The sequence below is a fragment of the Streptomyces sp. NPDC019443 genome (assembly GCF_044389785.1).
Classification (GTDB): Bacteria; Actinomycetota; Actinomycetes; order Streptomycetales; family Streptomycetaceae; genus Streptomyces.
Window position 1 is genome coordinate 31,336 of record NZ_JBIRYJ010000012.1, and the last position, 16,259, is coordinate 47,594.

Here is a 16,259-nt window from a genome sequence, read left to right on the forward strand (position 1 = left end):
AAATGGCCCGGCGAACCGAATGGCCGGGCGACAGCGCCGACTCGTCGAGGGCCGAGAAGGAGCTGTCGCCCCAGGATCCGGCCGAGCGGGCGCGGGCGATCTGCCTGCGGCTGCTCACCGGGACCCCGCGCACCCGCAAGCAGCTGGCGGACGCGCTGCACAAGCGTGAGATCCCCTCGGAGGTGGCCGAGGAGGTCCTCTCCCGCTTCGAGGACGTGGGGCTGATCAACGACGCGGCCTTCGCGGACGCATGGGTGGAGTCCCGGCACCACGGCCGGGGCCTCGCCCGGCGGGCGCTCGCGCGGGAACTGCGCACGAAGGGCGTGGACTCCGCGCTGATCGACGAGGCGGTCGGGCAGCTCGACTCCGAGCAGGAGGAGGAGACCGCCCGCGAGCTGGTCGCACGCAGACTCCGCTCGACCCGAGGCCTGGACCGCGACCGGCGTCTGCGTCGTCTGGCGGGCATGCTCGCAAGGAAGGGCTACCCCGAGGGGCTGGCCCTCAGGGTGGTCAAGCGGGCGCTCGAGGAAGAGGGCGAGGACATGGAGGACTTGGACGAGGGCGGTGGCTTCTAGCGGGCCAGGGGCCCGCGGTTGGCCCGCGCCCGCGGTGCAGGGTCGCCCGGATGCTGGACACAGCTGCCGCCCGGCGCCAGGCCGCCCGCACCCGCGCGGCGCTCAGGGACCGCACCGCTGCGTACCGCTCCGCGCCCGCGCGCCGCTCAATGTCGCGGCCGCCGGGAGAGATGGCCGTTGCCAGAAGGACACGGCTCCTCCTGGCCCGACCGCTCGCGCCGCCCGCCCAGCCCCCGTACGCCACATCAACCCGAGCCGCCGCCCGGCCCAGGCCGCCCGTCGCCATCCGGTCGCGCCCGCGCTCAAGGACCGCGCCGCGGACTACCGTCGCACCGGAAGTTCCGCCGCCCTCCATGCCTGGAAGCCCCCCACGAGGTCCGTCGCGCGGTGCAGACCCAACTGTCGTAGGGACACCGCCGCCAGCGACGACGCGTAGCCCTCGTTGCAGATCACCACGACCCGCAGATCGTGGCTGACCGCCTCCGGTGCGCGGTGGCTGCCCTGGGGGTCCAGCCGCCACTCCAGCTCATTGCGTTCCACGACCAGTGCACCCGGAATCAGACCGTCCCGCTCGCGCAGCGCCGCGTACCGGATGTCCACCAGCAGCGCGCCGGCCTCGGCCGCCTCGAAGGCCTCCTTCGGCTCGACCCGGTCCAGGTCCTCCCGTACCCGCTCCAGGAGCTCGTCGATCCCTACCTGTCCCCCGCTCACTGCCAGTCCTCCGGACGCTCGACCTGCTCAAGACGGAGCACCGCGCCGGACCGGCTGAAGCGCCGGATCAGCGGCAGCGGCGGGTAGTACGCATGGACCGAGACGGCATGCCCGGCGGCCGACTCGTTCAGCACCTCGTGCACATGGTGCTTCCCGAAGGCCCGGCCCCGGCCGGCCCCCAACTCCCGCTCGCGGTCGACCCCTTCGCTCAGCTCCAGGGTCTTCCAGCCGCTCGCGGGGAGCCGCACGGCGAGGGAGTACTCCTTCAACGCGCCCGCGGCCGTGGCGAACGCGCCGAACGACTCGGCGTGGTCGTGCCAGCCGGTGCCCGTGCCCGGCGGCCAGGCGATCAGCCAGGCCTCACTGCCGCCGGGCCCTTCGAGCCGTACCCACGTACGGCCCTCGGGATCGAGCGGGATCGAGGCGATGAGGTTCTTGTCGGCGGCGGAGCGCCGCACGAAGTCGAGCAGCTCGGCGGCGGTCGGCGCCGATGCTTCCGTACGCGTCGGCACTTCAGTACGCGCAGAGGCAGCAGGGACCGGGGTGGAGACAGGCTGGGACACGGAAACCGTCCTGGAAGTTCGCTGGAGGGCGCGCGGGTCCATCAGGCCACAGCGCGAGGAGAAGGCGAATTCAGCAGGGCGGGCGACACACGCAGCCCGCATAGCGGACGAGGTCCATATGGACCCTCCGCCACAGGCGCACATCGGTGTCGGTCACGCTCCGGAGTACACCATGTGGGTCCTCGAGGGTCAATTGATGTCCGCAGTACGGTCACCGCGCGCCGCTGACGGGGCACCGCCGCGCGCCGCGTCCGCCGCCGAGTACAGCTCCGCAGGCCGCACCCCCGCAAACGAGGCGACCAGGTGTCCGTCCGGCCGCACCAGCAGCACTGTGTGCGCCGAAGCGCCTGGGTAACTCTCCGTGACCAGAAGTTCCGCCCGCACCGGCAGCGCGGTGACCGCCGCGGCCAGCCGCGGCATCACGCCCGCGCTCACCCAGTGCCGCCGGTCCCACACCCCCGTACCCGGAGCGACCAGCACCACCAGCAGCCGCCCCCGCCCAAGCCGGTTCCGCAGCCGCGCGCTGGTGCCGTCCGGCGCGGTCACCCGTACATCCGAGACCGGAGCGCCCGCCTCTGTGCCCACGAAGGTCTGCGAAGGGGCGTATTCGGGTGCGAGGGGGGAGTGCGTGTAAACAGGGGGCGCGCCCAGTGGGCCTTGCCCCAGATGGCCGTCGGTCAGCAGAGTGTCGTGCCCGCGCGCAGCACCCGGAAGGTACGTACGCAGCCCGCTGCCGCCGCGCAGTATCGGCAGCGACTGGTCGGCAGCGCGCAGCCGAGAGGCGACGGCCGCCCGCCGCTCCGCCTGATAGCTGTCGAGCAGCGGCTCGGACACGCCGTGGTGCCAGCTGTGCGCCAGCTTCCACGCGAGGTTGTCGGCGTCCCGCAGCCCTTCGTCGAGCCCCTGCGTGCCGAGCGCCCCGAGCAGATGCGCGGCATCGCCCGCGAGAAAGGCCCGGTCCACGCGCCAGCGGCGCGCGAGCCGATGGTGCAGCGTGTAGACGCCGGTGTCGAGGAGCTCGTACGGAGGCGTCTGGCCGCACCAGCCGGCCAGGGTGTCCCGTACGCGCGCCACCAGGGCGTCGGGGGTGACCAGTTCGCCGCGGGAGGGCAGCAGCCAGTCGAGCCGCCAGATGCCGTCCGGCAGCGGCCGGGCGGTGACCTCGTCGCCGCCCGTGCGCCAGGGCGGCTGGCGGTGCAGCAACGCCTCGTCGGGCCAGGGGAGTTCGGTGCGCAGGGCGGCGACGGCATGCCGTTCCACCGCCGTACGGCCCGGGAAGCGGATGCCGAGGAGCTTGCGGACCGTTGACCTGGCCCCGTCGCAGCCGACCAGATGACTGCCGCGCCACCAGGTCGCTCCGGGCCCCCGGGTGTGCACGCTGATCCCGGTCGCATCCTGCTCCAGCGAGTCGACGCGACTCTCGGTGACGATCCGGACCAGCTGCTGCGAGGCGACGGCGTCCCGCAGTCCGCGCGCGAGGGCGTGCTGGGGGATGTGCAGCGGCGCGGGTGCGCGGTCGTCGCCGAGGGCGAGCTGCCGTACGTCCTGCCGGCGCCGCATCGAGCGCCAGCCGGTCCAGCGGGAACCTTCGTTACGGCCAGTCGCGCAGCCGAGCCGTTCCACCATGGCTGCGGTGTCGGGCCGCAGCACGACCGTACGGGCGGGCCGCTGCTCGTCGTTGCCCGCGCCTTCGTCGAGCACGACCGAGGGGACGTCTTGTTGCGCAAGTGCCAGCGAGAGCGCGAGCCCGACAGGCCCCGCGCCCACGATGATCACCGGGTCCACGGCGTGACTCCTGGGACCCGAAGGGTCATGCGGAAACGTGTGGTTGGAGCCCAGTGCGCGATCACAGAACGTATGCAACCCACTGCGGGTGCTGGCGTCAAGTGACGGCCGAATGCGGCGAGGGGCGGCCGCATTGCTGCGGCCGCCCCTCCAGTAGTACCTGCCGGTGTTACACGCCTCCGCCGTCAAGTCTGGCTTCGACGTCTTCCCCGTGCAGTACGGCTCCGGTGCCCTTCTTCGTCCGGCGCGCCCGGCCCTCCAGCCAGCTCGCGGCGCTGGTGAGCAGGAAGTTGAGCGCGATGTAGATCAGCGCGATCACAGTGAGCGAGGCGATGGTGTTCGCGCCGTAGTTCGCCGGGATCGTGCGGGCCTGCGACAGCAGATCTACCAGGCCGAGCAGGGCGCCACCCAGGGCGGTGTCCTTGACGATCACCACGATCTGGCTGACGAGAGCCGGCAGCATCGCCGTGACCGCCTGCGGCAGCAGCACGTACGACATGGTCTGGCCCTTGCGCATACCGATCGCCTTGGCGGCGTCCGTCTGGCCGGACGGCAGCGAGAGGATGCCGGCCCGCACGATCTCGGCGATGACCGAGGCGTTGTAGAGCACCAGGCCGGTCACCACCGCGTACATCGGCCGGATCTCCGACTCGATGTCCGTGAACTGCACGAACATCGCGCTGGCGAAGAACATCAGCATCAGCACCGGGATGGCGCGGAAGAACTCGACCACGGCACCCACCGGAACACGGATCCACCGGTGGTCCGAAAGCCGGCCGATGCCGAGGATCGCACCGAGCGGCAGCGCGATCACGATGGCGAACGCCGCCGCTTTCACTGTTAGCCAGAGACCGGGCAGCAGATAGGTCGTCCACACCTCGGAGTCCGTCACGAACGGACTCCACTTGTCCGCCGCCAGCTGGCCCTTGTCGGCCATGACCGACAGTGCCCACCAGATGACGAATCCGAGCACGACGAGGAACACGATCGTGAAGAGGACGTTGCGCCGCTTGGCGCGGGGGCCGGGGGCGTCGTAGAGAACGGAGGTCATCGCTTCACCGCCACACGCTTGGCCACCCAGCCCAGCAGCAGGCCGGTCGGGAGGGTAAGAACGATGAATCCGAAGGCGAAGATCGCGAAGACCGCGAACAGCGCGTCGGCCTCGTTCTCGAGCATTTCCTTCATCAGCAGCGCAGCCTCGGCGACACCGATCGATGCGGCCACCGTGGTGTTCTTCGTCAGCGCGATCAGTACGTTCGCCAGCGGTGCGACGACCGAGCGGAACGCCTGAGGGAGCACGATGAGGGTCAGCACCTGGAAGAAGCTCAGCCCCAGGGCGCGGGCCGCCTCCGCCTGGCCGACGGGCACGGTGTTGATCCCGGACCGGATGGCCTCGCAGACGAACGTGCCGGTGTAGGCGATGAAACCGAGGACGGCCAGCCGGAAGCCGATGTCCTTGAAGTTGTCGCCGCGGAGTGTGAAGCCCAGTGTCTGGTTCAGGACCAGCGAGCAGGAGACGATGATCACGGTCAGCGGCGTGTTACGGACGCAGTTGACGTATGCGGTGCCGAAGGCCCGCATCAGCGGAACCGGGCTGACCCGCATACCGGCCAGGATCGTGCCCCAGATCAGGGAACCCACGGCCGAGTAGAGGGTGAGCTGAACTGTCACCCAGAAGGCGCCGAGCAGGTCGTACTGCCCGGACTCAAGAAAATCGAACACGTTGCCCCGCGCTCTCCCCAGGTTGGCTGGTGGGGCGCGCCGCCGGCGTCGGCCGACAGCGCGCCACCGCTGACTCAGCTGCCTTCAGTGATCTTCGGGGCAGGCTCGTTCTTGTAGTTCGCCGGGCCGAAGTTCGCCTTCACGAACTTGTCCCAGGACCCGTCGTCGACCATCTTCTTGAGCGCCGCGTTGATCTTCGTCTGAAGATCCTTGTCGCCCTTCTTCAGGCCGATGCCGTAGTTCTCATCGCTCAGGCTGAGGCCCACCAGCTTGAACTTGCCCTGGTGCTCCTTCTGCGCCGCGTAGCCGGCCAGGATGGAGTTGTCAGTGGTGAGCGCGTCGACGGACTTGTTCTCCAGGCCGGTCAGGCACTCCGAGTAGCCGCCCTGCTCCAGCAGGTCGGCCTTGGGCGCGAGCTTGTCCTTGACGTTCTGCGCCGAGGTGGAGCCGGTCACCGAGCACAGCTTCTTGGAGTTGAGGTCGGTGGCCTTGGTGATGGAGTTGTCGTCCGCGCGGACCAGCAGGTCCTGGTGGGCCAGGAAGTACGGTCCGGCGAAGTCGACCTCCGCCTTGCGCTTGTCGTTGATCGAGTAGCTGGCGACGACGAACTTGACGTCACCGTTCTTGATCAGGTTCTCGCGCTCGGCGCTGGGCGCCTGCTTGAAGGTGATGTCCTTGGCGTCGTAACCGAGCTCCTTCGCCACGTACGTGGCGACGTCGACGTCGAAGCCCGCGAACTTGCCGTCCGGGGTCTTCAGGCCGAGGCCGGGCTGGTCGTACTTGATGCCGACGGTGATCTTCTTGCCGCCGCCGTCGCCCGAGTCGCTGTCGCCACCACAAGCGGTCGCGGTCAGGGAGAGGACGAGGGCCGCGGCGGCCGCGGCGCTTGCCTTGTGCAGCTTCATGATGAACATCCCTTGTGTCGTAACTCGCCGGTCGTCAGTGGTGGGGATCGCCGGTCGTCAGTGGTGCAGGATCTTCGAAAGGAAGTCCTTAGCACGATCGCTGCGCGGATTGCTGAAGAACTCGTCCGGCGTGGCCTCCTCGACGATCTTGCCGTCCGCCATGAAGACGACGCGGTTCGCGGCGGAGCGGGCAAAGCCCATCTCGTGGGTGACTACAACCATCGTCATCCCGTCGCGCGCCAACTGCTGCATGACCTCGAGAACCTCGTTGATCATCTCGGGGTCGAGCGCCGATGTGGGCTCGTCGAAGAGCATGACCTTGGGATCCATCGCCAACGCTCGCGCGATTGCGACGCGCTGCTGCTGGCCGCCGGAGAGCTGCGCCGGGTACTTCTCGGCCTGCGAGCCGACGCCGACCCGGTCGAGCAGCGTGCGCGCCTTCTGCTCGGCGGCCTTCGTGTCGGCCTTGCGGACCTTGACCTGGCCCAGCGTCACGTTCTCCAGCACAGTCTTGTGTGCGAAGAGGTTGAAGGACTGGAAGACCATGCCCACGTCGGCGCGCAGCCGGGCCAGCTCCCTGCCCTCCTGGGGCAGTGCCTTCCCGTCGATCGAGATCGCGCCGGAGTCGATCGTCTCCAGCCGGTTGATGGTGCGGCACAGCGTGGACTTTCCGGACCCCGAGGGCCCGATGACGACCACAACCTCGCCACGGGCGATGGTCAGGTCGATGTCCTGGAGCACATGCAGCGCGCCGAAGTGCTTGTTGACGTTGCTCAGCACGACCAGGTCGCCCCCGGTGGGCACAGCGTCCTCGGCGCCCTTGGTCACTGAAACTCCGCTCATCGGCTTCTTGCTCCGTCCTCCTCGGTTGGGAGGACCTTAGTCACGGGCTGCGACCAGCGTCATTACATCTGAGGGGAAATTGAGCATAACGATCCGGCCGCAACCGGACACTATGCGTGAACAGGGTGGTGATCGGCGTACCGGGTGGGTAACGGAAACAGGCATGCAACGGGTAGGCACTTGACTGTCGGGGCGAGGATCCGCCTTGATGCCCTGGTACATCGCACGAGGTATGCCATACGACCGCACGACCGAAGGGGGGCTATGAGACTGCTGCTCGTCGAGGACGACAACCATGTCGCCGCCGCCCTGTCCGCGGTGCTCGCCAAGCACGGCTTCGAGGTGGTGCACGCCCGCAACGGCGAAGAGGCGCTGAAGGCAGTGCTGCCCGCCACGCATCCCGAGAAGCCGCCCTTCGGGGTCGTACTTCTCGATCTGGGGCTGCCCGACCAGGACGGCTACCAGGTGTGCGGCAAGATCCGGAAGCTCACAACGACACCCGTGATCATGGTGACCGCGCGGGCCGACGTACGCTCCCGGATACACGGGCTCAACCTCGGAGCCGACGATTATGTCGTCAAGCCGTACGACACCGGGGAGTTGCTGGCCCGCATCCACGCCGTGAGCCGGCGCAACGCCAGTGCTGACGACGCCGCCGGGGCCGCGTCCGAGCACGCGCTGCGGCTCGGCCCGGTCACCATCGAGCTGCCCACCCGGCGCGTCAGCGTCGACGGTGCCGCGGTCCAGCTGACCCGCAAGGAATTCGACCTGCTGGCGCTGCTCGCGCAGCGGCCGGGCGTCGTTTTCCGCCGGGAGCAGATCATCAGCGAGGTGTGGCGCACCAGTTGGGAAGGGACCGGCCGCACCCTCGAGGTGCATGTGGCGTCGCTGCGCTCCAAGCTGCGGATGCCCGCTCTGATCGAGACCGTGCGCGGCGTCGGCTACCGGCTCGTCGCGCCCGCCGACGCGTAAGGCCCGTAAACCCCGGTGCGTACCCGACTTCTCCCGCTGCTCATCGTCCTCATGGCGGGCGTGCTGCTCGCGCTCGGCTTCCCCCTGGCCGTGAGCGTCGCAGCCGCACAGCAGCAGCGGGTCGTCGTCGACCGGATCGACGACACGGTGCGCTTCGCGGCGCTCGCGCAGTTCGTCACCGAGCGCTCGGGCTTGAGCCTCGACAAGCGGCGCTCCATGCTTCAGGAGCAGCTCGACCGCTACCACGACACGTACGGCATCAGGGCCGGCGTCTTCTACCGCGATGGTGACGCCATGGCGGGCGCCCCCGAGAGCTGGACGGTGCCCCAGAGCGGCAAGGGCCGCGAGGCGTTCAAGGAGGCGCTGTCCGGGCGGCGCAGCCAGGACCCGCCGCAGGTCTGGCCGTGGCAGCACGGCGGTCGGCTGGTCGTCGCCTCACCCGTCGTACGGGACGGGGACGTCGTCGCCGTCGTGTTCACCGACTCGCCCACCAGCCAGCTGCGCTCACGCGTACTGCGGAACTGGCTGCTGATAGCGGCAGGCGAGTGCGCGGCGATGCTGGTGGCCGTCGGAGCCGCCTTCCGCCTCACGGGCTGGGTGCTGCGGCCCGTACGGATTCTGGACGCGGCCACCCACGACATCGCCACCGGGCAGATGAACTCGCGCGTGGCGGCGGCCGGCGGCCCGCCGGAACTCAGACGCCTGGCTCGCTCGTTCAACGAGATGGCGGACAACGTCGAAGAAGTACTGGAACAGCAGCGGGCGTTCGTCGCCGACGCCTCCCACCAGCTGCGAAACCCGCTCGCCGCACTGCTGCTGCGTATCGAGCTCCTCGCACTCGAACTCCCCGAGGGGAACGAGGAGATCGCCTCGGTCCGCACCGAGGGCAAGCGCCTCGCCCAGGTCCTCGACGATCTGCTGGACCTGGCGCTGGCCGAGCATGCCGCGGCCGACCTCCAGCTCACCGACATTGGCGCACTGGCGGCCGAGCGCGTCGCGGCCTGGCGTCCACTCGCCGATGAGAAGGGCGTCCGGCTGACCGAGCACAGGGCCGCGGTCACCGCCTGGTCCGACCCGGTCGCGCTCTCCAGCGCCCTCGACGCGGTGATCGACAACGCCCTGAAGTTCACACCGCAGGGCGAGGAGGTCACCGTCTCGGTCGCCTCGAACGGCGAGAGTTCCACCATCGTGATCACCGACGGCGGCCCGGGCCTGACCGATGAGGAACTGGCTCGTATCGGCGACCGTTTCTGGCGCAGCGGCCGCCACCAGAACGTCAAAGGTTCGGGGCTCGGCCTGTCCATCTCGCGCGCCCTGCTGGCGGCGGGCGGTGGCTCGATCGCGTACGCCCACCACGAACCGCAGGGTCTGCGGGTGACCGTCACCGTCCCGCGTACGTCCCCTACGGCTTGACCGAGCGGTAGTAGCGCCTCGCGCCTTCGTGCAGCGGCAGCGGGTCCGTGTAGACAGCGGTCCGCAGATCCACCAGCTGCGCCGGGTGCACCGTGTTGCCGATCCGGTCCCGGCTCTTGATCACCGTACGGGTGAAGCCTTCGGTCATCGCCGGGTCCATCCGGTCGGTCGTGACCAGCAGATTCGCCACTGCCACCGTCGGCACGGGCTCCCCGTTCTGCGCCTCCCGGTAGGCGTCGGCGGGCATCACGGCGGAGCGGTAGTAGCTGGTCGCCTCGCCGGGGGCGTGCAGCTTGTCGATGAGGTCGGCCTCCAGCGACACCAGCCGGATCTGGAAGCGCTCGGACAGCTCCTCGACGGCCGCCGTGGGCAGGCCGCCCGACCAGAAGAACGCGTCCAGCTCGCGTGCCTCCAGCCGCCCCGGCACAGTGTCGATCCCGGCGGCGAGCGGTTTGATGTCCCGCTTCGGGTCGAGCCCCGCGGCCTTCAGCAGCCGATCGGCGGTCAGCCGCACTCCGGAACCCTCCTGCCCGATGCCCACCCGCTTGCCTCGCAGATCACGCACCGACAGCACCGGGGAACCCCTCGGAACGACCAGCTGGACATAGTCGTCGTACAGCCTTGCGCAGCCGCGCAGCCGGTCGGCTCCGGGTTTTTTGTCCCGTATGTACTTGGCGACCGCGTCGGCCGTGGCGATGGTGAAGTCTGCCTCGCCGGCCGCCACCCGCGCGAGATTCTGCTGCGAGCCCTCGCTGGTCTTCAGGTCGATCGTCACGTCCGGCAGATCGCGGGCGAGCGCCTCCTCCAGCAGCACGCCGTACCGCTGATAGACGCCGTTCTGTGATCCCGTGCTGAAGGTCAGGGCGCCGCTCGGCGACGAATTCCCGATCGGTAGCAGCCACCACATCAGCAGCCCGAACAGCGCCAGTGCGACCGCCGAGCCCTGGAGGGCGCGGCGGCGGCTGATGCGGGACAGGGACGAGAGCATGGCGCGATCCTGCCAGCTCACCGGCTGTAATGGCCAGGCCCTGCCGCGCGGAAGGGGCGCGGGCGCCTCTGGGCGGCGGCGTTGGTTCCCGGCCGCGTGGCGCGGCCGGGAACCACGGTCGACGGTGAGGGGTTACCGTACGTTTTCGATGTTTTAGCCTCGTTGGCCCGGGATTGTCCCCCGGAAGCCGCTTGAGCCCAGCTGCTCGAACCGCTCCTGGACATTGGCCGCGAATACCCGCTGCTCATTGCCGGGATAAAACTGCTGGCCGGCGTTCATGGCCACCGTCAGTACTCCGCTGACCGGTGCGTTGGGTGACGTCCGCACCGGAGTGCAGAGGAAGCTGAAGTTCTGGGGTGAGGGGGAGTCGTACGTGCTGATCGACGCCCGGGGAAGCGTGGTGGTCTGACCGGTGTGGAAGGCCTCGTCCATCGCGTTGAAGACACCGATGGCTTCGAGCCCGGTCAGGACCTGCCGCCCTGGGCTGAACTGCGGGACCATGCCGAAAGCAGCGCCCTGCTTGCCGTTGGCGTAGCGCAGCAGGTGGTTCGGTCCTTCTGTGAGCATGATGGGGAAGGGGGCGCCGTCGAAGACGGCGAACAGCTCCTGCTGCTGGGCGAGCAGGCTGTCCCGCAACTTGAAGTCCGACAGCAGGGTCTCGGTGAGTTCCTGCATGCCCTCCTTGAGCTTGCGATCCCAGGTACGGGCCACCATGTCGGCCACGCACACGGTGCCGAGGATCATGCCGGTGTTGTCCCGGAGCGGGGTGCCGAGGTAGGAACGAACGCCCATGTCGTTGACCAGTGGGTTGCCTCTGAACCGCGGGTAGTCGAAGACATCGTCCAGGGCCAGCTGGGACCCCTGGGCCACCACGTGGGGGCAGAAGCCGTAGTCACTGGGCGCTTCGCGGGCGATGTCGCTGAGGTCGAAGACGATGCCGCGGCCATCGGTGTTCGCCTTGTCGTCGGGCGAGGTGGGTGGGACGTACATGCCGCGGAACATCTGTCGCTCGTCGTTGATGAAGTTGACCATGGCCAGGGGTGCCTGAGTGAAGCTGGCCGCAAGCCGCGCGACACGGTCGAACGTGGCCTCGGCCTCAACGCTGTTGAGGCCGAGAACCTGCAGCCGCAGTCTCCGCTGCTCGCCCGCGAGCCGGGTCTGATCAGATGTCAGGGGATCCATGTTTCCAGATGAAATCAGATCCGGGAGCTGAGGATTGCCGCACTGGAATCATTTCTGTATCACTTGTCACACCGACATCGCCTCGGTGCTCGCGTGGCAGCCCCCGCTCCTGGCGGGTGCCTGCAGATGCCCAATCCTGGATCCTGTCCAAACTGGGCAAGGTTTCAACCTCGGGCGATCACTTCCCGCCAATCCTTGATGCCGGGACGAGCAGAAACGGTTGTGCATATGACAATCGTGCGGTGGGCAGGCTTGTTTGCGGCGATGGAGTGTGCGCTCTTACGCGGTACCGGACTGCGAACCCAGGTTCGGGTGTCCGGCGCAGGAGTGCAGGTGGTGGGCGCTCTCCCGTCGAGGCCCGTGGATGGAATGGAGTTGTGCCGAGTGACTTCGGGGAGGGGTACAGCGCCGTGGGTCAAGTGCAGTTCGGGCTGTGGGCGTACTGCCGCAGGCGTTGGCAGCAGCGTCCTGTCGGCCATGGTGCTCTGCACGATGTCACGCCAAGATCCGCCACTGCGGGGTTGACGCCGCGATCCGGATCCGGCGCCCTCGCCATCACGCCGCATGTCGTACACACGTCGGCGCTGCCCGCAGAAGCACGGTGCCGCCTCCGCCGCCACCCATCGACCGAGTTATGGACGGCGCCTCAAGTTGCGTGCTGGGCGGGGACTTCAGCGCCCACGGGCGGCGCCTGTGCCGGTCGGTGAGGCACCGCGACAGTCGACTTGCCTGCTCGAGTATCGAGCCCTGCACGATGACGTCAGGGCTCGTTTCGCCCAGTGACCCGTTCTCAACCGTCTGGATCCGGGGGGCTTCCAGCGGTATGGCGCGTGGCAGACAGCTCAGAGAGATCCATGGCCCACGCTCTCGGGAGCGCCATGGAGCAACGTGAACTGCACCAACGCACACGGACATCGGGAAAGCATCGAAGGAGTGTTCTGATGAACAGGTCGGACGTGGACGCACGGTCGGTGGCAGTGATCGGCATGGCCTGCCGGCTTCCTGGCGCATCAGGGACCGATGAGCTGTGGGAATTGCTCCGAGACGGTGTGGACGCCACAAGCGAGACACCGCCTGAACGCTACGACGTGGACGCCCTCTACTCCCCACAGCCGGGGCCAGGGATGATCGGCAGCCGTCGCGCGGGTTATGTGGACGGAGTGGCGGAGTTCGACGCGGAGTTCTTCGAGATGTCCTCCACCGAGGCGGTGGAACTCGACCCGCAGCAACGGCTGCTGCTGATGACGGCCTGGGACGCCCTGGAAGACGCGGGCCAGCGACCCGACGAGCTGGCCGGCAGCCGGACCGGGGTCTTCGTCGGCAACGCCCGCTCGGACTACCTGGAGATCCAGTTCCGCGAGGGTCTGGACGCAGTGACGCCCTCGCAGTTCAACAACTTCCGCTCGCTGCTGCCGGCCCGCCTGTCCCACGTCTTCGACTTCCGCGGCCCCAGCGTTGTGGTGGACACGGCCTGCTCCTCCTCGCTGGTGGCCGTCCACAGTGCCGTGCAGAGCCTGCGCGCACGCGAGAGTCCCCTCGCGCTTGCCGCGGGTGTGAACCTCAAGCTCCGCCCGGATGAGGGCGTCATGATGACGCAGGCCGGGGCCCTGGCTGCCGACGGCCGGAGCAAGTTCGGCGACGCGAGCGCTGACGGCCACGCGCCGAGCGACGGAGTGGGTGTCGTCGTCCTCAAGCCTCTCGCCGACGCCCTGGCCGACGGCGACCGAATACGAGCCGTCATCCAGGGCAGCGCGGTCAGCAACGACGGCCGCACGAGCGACTCGCTGCTGAACCCGTCGATGACCGGACAGGTCGAGGCCCTCCGGTGGGCGTACGAAGATGCCGGGGTGGCCCCGGCCGATGTGGACTACGTAGAGGCGCACGGGGTCGGCTCACCCACACTCGACCCGCTGGAGATCAGCGCACTGGGCGAGGTCCTGGGTGAGGGCCGGCCATCGGACAGACCGCTGCTGGTCGGCTCGATCAAGACGAATATCGGCCACGCGGAGGCCGCCGGCGGCATGGCCGGACTGATCAAAGCCGTGCTGTGCCTGGAACACGGCCAGATCCCGCCCAGCCTCCATCTCAACACCCCACATCCCCGGATCGCCTGGGACGAGCTGCCCCTGGTGATACCAGGGAAGCTCTATGACCTGCCCGACCGAGACCGGCCGGCCATCGCCGGGATCTCCGGGCAGGGCTCCTCGTCCCTCAACGCGCACGTGGTGATCCGACAGGGCGACACCCGCCCGGCCGACGCCACGGCGGCGGCGAGCGGCGCGCCGTACGTACTGGTGCTCTCCGCCCGCACCCCCGCAGCCCTGGACGCCCTGACCCGTTCCTACACCGCCTACCTCGGTCCCGACGGGCAAGGCGCCACGTTCTCCCTTCGCGACATCTGCTACAGCGCAGCCACCCGCCGTCATCATCACGAACAGCGCCTGGCGGTCATCGGGTCCTCCCATCAGGAGATGGCATCCGCGCTCAGCGGGACCGGAGGAACACCGGCATCAGGTGCGGCTCCCGCGGTACTGGCCGAGGCCGCGGACCGCTACAGCAAGGGCGAGACGGTGGCCTGGGACGAGGTGTTCGGGGAGCATGGCCGCTTCGTGCCGCTGCCCGGCTATCCCTGGCAGACAAAGCGCTACTGGCCCGGCGAGGACTGGGACGAGGACGGCGGTGACCTGGCTTCCTGGGTGCTGCGCGAGCACGCGCGCACCCCCTTCGACGACGGCTCCACGCTCGACGCGATCGGGATCGACTCGCTGGCGAAGCTGCGGATCATCGTGCAGCTGTCCAAGAAGTCCGGCCGTGAAGTCGACCCCGAGGACTTCGGCCGGCTGCGCACGGTCGGCGCGCTGCGCGAGTGGGTCCACGCACTGGAGGCACACGCGTCATGAGCAATCCGCAGACCGCGTATGCATGGTTCGCCCGCTCCGCCGACACCTTCGGCCACGACTGCACCGCCCTGGAAGTGGGCGAGGAGCGACTGACCTACGGCGAACTGCGCGACCTGGCGGAGCGGCTCGCGGCCCGGATGGTCGCAGCCAACGGCGGCGAGACGCCCCGGCGTGTGGGGCTGCTGGCAAGCCGCTCGGTGACCGCGTACGCCGGCTACCTCGCCATCCTGCGGACTGGCGCGGCCATCGTGCCCCTCAACCCGGAGCACCCGCCCGCCCGCACCGCCCACATCGCCAAGGAGGCGGGTCTGGAGCTCGCCCTGGCAGACACCCCCGAAGCCGGCGCCGACCTCGGGATCCCACTGCTCGTGGCGGGCCCCAAGGAGCTGGAGGCCCTGACAACCGAGCCGCTCCCGGAGCTGCCGCACCCGGAAGCCAACCCGGACGATGTCGCGTACATCATCTTCACGTCCGGGTCGACCGGCACCCCCAAGGGAGTGCCGATCCTGCACCGCAACCTCTCCGCCTACCTCGGCCACGTGGCGTCGCGGTACGACGTCGGGCCGGGCAGCCGACTCTCGCAGACCTTCGACCTCACCTTCGACGGCTCCGTGCACGACCTGTTCGTCGCCTGGGCATCCGGAGGCACGCTGGTGGTGCCGAGGCGCAGCCAACTCCTGTCACCGGTAAAAACGATCAATGCCCAGCGGCTCACCCACTGGTTCTCGGTGCCGTCACTGATCACCTTCGCCTCACGCCTGGGCACGCTGGCGCCCAACAGCATGCCCACCCTGCGCTGGAGCGTGTTCGGTGGCGAACCGCTGCCCCTGGCGGCGGCACAGGAATGGCAGGCGGCCGCGCCGAGAAGCACTGTGGAAGTCCTCTACGGCCCGACGGAGCTCACCATCTCCTGCACCGCCTACCGGCTGCCTCGCAGCCGGGCGGACTGGCCGAGAACAGCCAACGGGACGCTGCCGATCGGGACTTGCTACCCGACATTGGATCTCCTCCTGCTGGACGAGAACGGCAGGCCGGCCGAGACCGGCGAGCTCTGCATCCGCGGTCCGCAGCGGTTCCCCGGCTACCTGGAACCGGCCAACAACGATGGCCGGTTCCTGCCCTTCGACGACAGCGTCGCCGTCCTTCCCCAAGCTCTCGGCTCCGCTCGAGCAGGGGAGACCCCGATCCACACCGGAACCACGCCGCTGACCGATCAGTACTGGTACCGCACCGGAGACCGGGCCACCATGCACGACGGCCACCTGGTCCACCTGGGACGGACCGACCACCAGGTCAAGATCCGCGGCCACCGGATCGAACTGGGGGAGATCGAGTCCATGCTCAGGGAGCAGCCCGGGGTACGCGACGCGATCGTCCTCGCTGTGCACGCTTCTGACGGCGAGCCGGAACTGGAGGCCGCGGTCAGCGGCGCCGAGTGTGCCACCCAACAGCTGTATTCCGCACTGGGCGACCGCCTGCCGCCGTACATGCTCCCGCGCCGGATCGTCATCCTCGACGAACTGCCGCTCAACCCGAATGGCAAGATCGACCGGCACGCCCTGCTCGCCGAACTCGGGCGCCGTCACTGAATCCAATGCCGGAATGTCCACACACCATAGGCGCACGTCCCGTCCCTCGTCCGGAGCTGTCGCCCGAGGCTGCCCCCCCCACGCGGCATCGCGGCTCCCACCCAGTCCCGA

Annotated in this window: 15 protein-coding genes; 5 read left to right on the forward strand and 10 right to left on the reverse strand. The window is 69.0% G+C overall.

Translation table 11 applies throughout. The features are described 5' to 3' along the window. The first annotated feature begins 2 nt into the window (after positions 1-2). Complete coding sequence (gene recX / locus ACH492_RS29590; RefSeq protein WP_398990882.1) at positions 3-575, forward strand: recombination regulator RecX; 573 nt, start codon at positions 3-5, stop codon at positions 573-575. Between the two features lie 321 nt (positions 576-896). Here recX and ACH492_RS29595 read toward each other — a convergent pair whose 3' ends face one another. The 8 genes from ACH492_RS29595 to ACH492_RS29630 all read right to left on the reverse strand — a co-directional run bounded on the left by ACH492_RS29595 (position 897) and on the right by ACH492_RS29630 (position 7,104). Further along, a complete protein-coding gene (locus tag ACH492_RS29595; protein WP_398990884.1) occupies positions 897-1,286 on the reverse strand; it encodes a rhodanese-like domain-containing protein in 390 nt (129 codons plus the stop codon). Next, positions 1,283-1,891, reverse strand: coding sequence for a cysteine dioxygenase (locus tag ACH492_RS29600; RefSeq protein WP_398990886.1), 609 nt, complete (start codon positions 1,889-1,891; stop codon positions 1,283-1,285). The genes ACH492_RS29595 and ACH492_RS29600 overlap by 4 nt, the downstream gene beginning before the upstream one ends. Before the next feature lie 28 nt (positions 1,892-1,919). Then, entirely contained in the window at positions 1,920-2,006 is an 87-nt protein-coding gene (locus ACH492_RS29605) for a putative leader peptide (protein WP_374198456.1), read from the reverse strand. A 32-nt stretch (positions 2,007-2,038) separates the two neighbouring features. Beyond that, the gene (locus ACH492_RS29610; RefSeq protein ID WP_398990888.1) at positions 2,039-3,634 is read right to left on the reverse strand and encodes an FAD-dependent monooxygenase; all 1,596 of its coding nucleotides are present in this window, start codon (positions 3,632-3,634) and stop codon (positions 2,039-2,041) included. Positions 3,635-3,803: 169 nt separating this feature from the next. Beyond that, a complete protein-coding gene (locus ACH492_RS29615) occupies positions 3,804-4,685 on the reverse strand; it encodes an amino acid ABC transporter permease (RefSeq protein ID WP_398990890.1) in 882 nt (293 codons plus the stop codon). Next, on the reverse strand, positions 4,682-5,356 hold the full coding sequence (locus ACH492_RS29620; protein ID WP_398990892.1) for an amino acid ABC transporter permease: 675 nt from the start codon (positions 5,354-5,356) through the stop codon (positions 4,682-4,684). The genes ACH492_RS29615 and ACH492_RS29620 overlap by 4 nt, the downstream gene beginning before the upstream one ends. Positions 5,357-5,430: 74 nt before the next feature. Then, positions 5,431-6,261, reverse strand: a complete 831-nt coding sequence (locus ACH492_RS29625; protein ID WP_398990894.1) for a glutamate ABC transporter substrate-binding protein — start codon at positions 6,259-6,261, stop codon at positions 5,431-5,433. 57 nt (positions 6,262-6,318) lie between these two features. Next, entirely contained in the window at positions 6,319-7,104 is a 786-nt protein-coding gene (locus ACH492_RS29630) for an amino acid ABC transporter ATP-binding protein (protein ID WP_398990896.1), read from the reverse strand. Positions 7,105-7,368: 264 nt separating this feature from the next. Between ACH492_RS29630 and ACH492_RS29635 the strand changes: the two genes are divergently transcribed. Both ACH492_RS29635 and ACH492_RS29640 read left to right on the forward strand, forming a co-directional pair. Then, positions 7,369-8,076 carry a response regulator transcription factor gene (locus ACH492_RS29635; protein WP_398990898.1) on the forward strand — a complete coding sequence of 236 codons (708 nt, stop codon included), beginning with the start codon at positions 7,369-7,371 and terminating at the stop codon, positions 8,074-8,076. A gap of 15 nt (positions 8,077-8,091) precedes the next feature. Then, the gene (locus ACH492_RS29640) at positions 8,092-9,489 is read left to right on the forward strand and encodes a sensor histidine kinase (RefSeq protein ID WP_398990900.1); all 1,398 of its coding nucleotides are present in this window, start codon (positions 8,092-8,094) and stop codon (positions 9,487-9,489) included. On the opposite strand, the gene ACH492_RS29645 is transcribed toward ACH492_RS29640, so the two are convergent. Both ACH492_RS29645 and ACH492_RS29650 read right to left on the reverse strand, forming a co-directional pair. Beyond that, positions 9,479-10,477 carry a TAXI family TRAP transporter solute-binding subunit gene (locus ACH492_RS29645; protein ID WP_398990902.1) on the reverse strand — a complete coding sequence of 333 codons (999 nt, stop codon included), beginning with the start codon at positions 10,475-10,477 and terminating at the stop codon, positions 9,479-9,481. The genes ACH492_RS29640 and ACH492_RS29645 overlap by 11 nt on opposite strands. A 153-nt stretch (positions 10,478-10,630) precedes the next feature. Beyond that, a complete protein-coding gene (locus ACH492_RS29650; protein ID WP_398990904.1) occupies positions 10,631-11,659 on the reverse strand; it encodes a GAF domain-containing protein in 1,029 nt (342 codons plus the stop codon). A gap of 941 nt (positions 11,660-12,600) precedes the next feature. Between ACH492_RS29650 and ACH492_RS29655 the strand changes: the two genes are divergently transcribed. Together ACH492_RS29655 and ACH492_RS29660 are read left to right on the forward strand one after the other, a co-directional pair. Beyond that, the gene (locus tag ACH492_RS29655) at positions 12,601-14,559 is read left to right on the forward strand and encodes a beta-ketoacyl synthase N-terminal-like domain-containing protein (protein ID WP_398990906.1); all 1,959 of its coding nucleotides are present in this window, start codon (positions 12,601-12,603) and stop codon (positions 14,557-14,559) included. Next, complete coding sequence (locus tag ACH492_RS29660) at positions 14,556-16,148, forward strand: amino acid adenylation domain-containing protein (RefSeq protein ID WP_398990908.1); 1,593 nt, start codon at positions 14,556-14,558, stop codon at positions 16,146-16,148. The genes ACH492_RS29655 and ACH492_RS29660 overlap by 4 nt, the downstream gene beginning before the upstream one ends. Positions 16,149-16,259 lie beyond the last annotated feature (111 nt).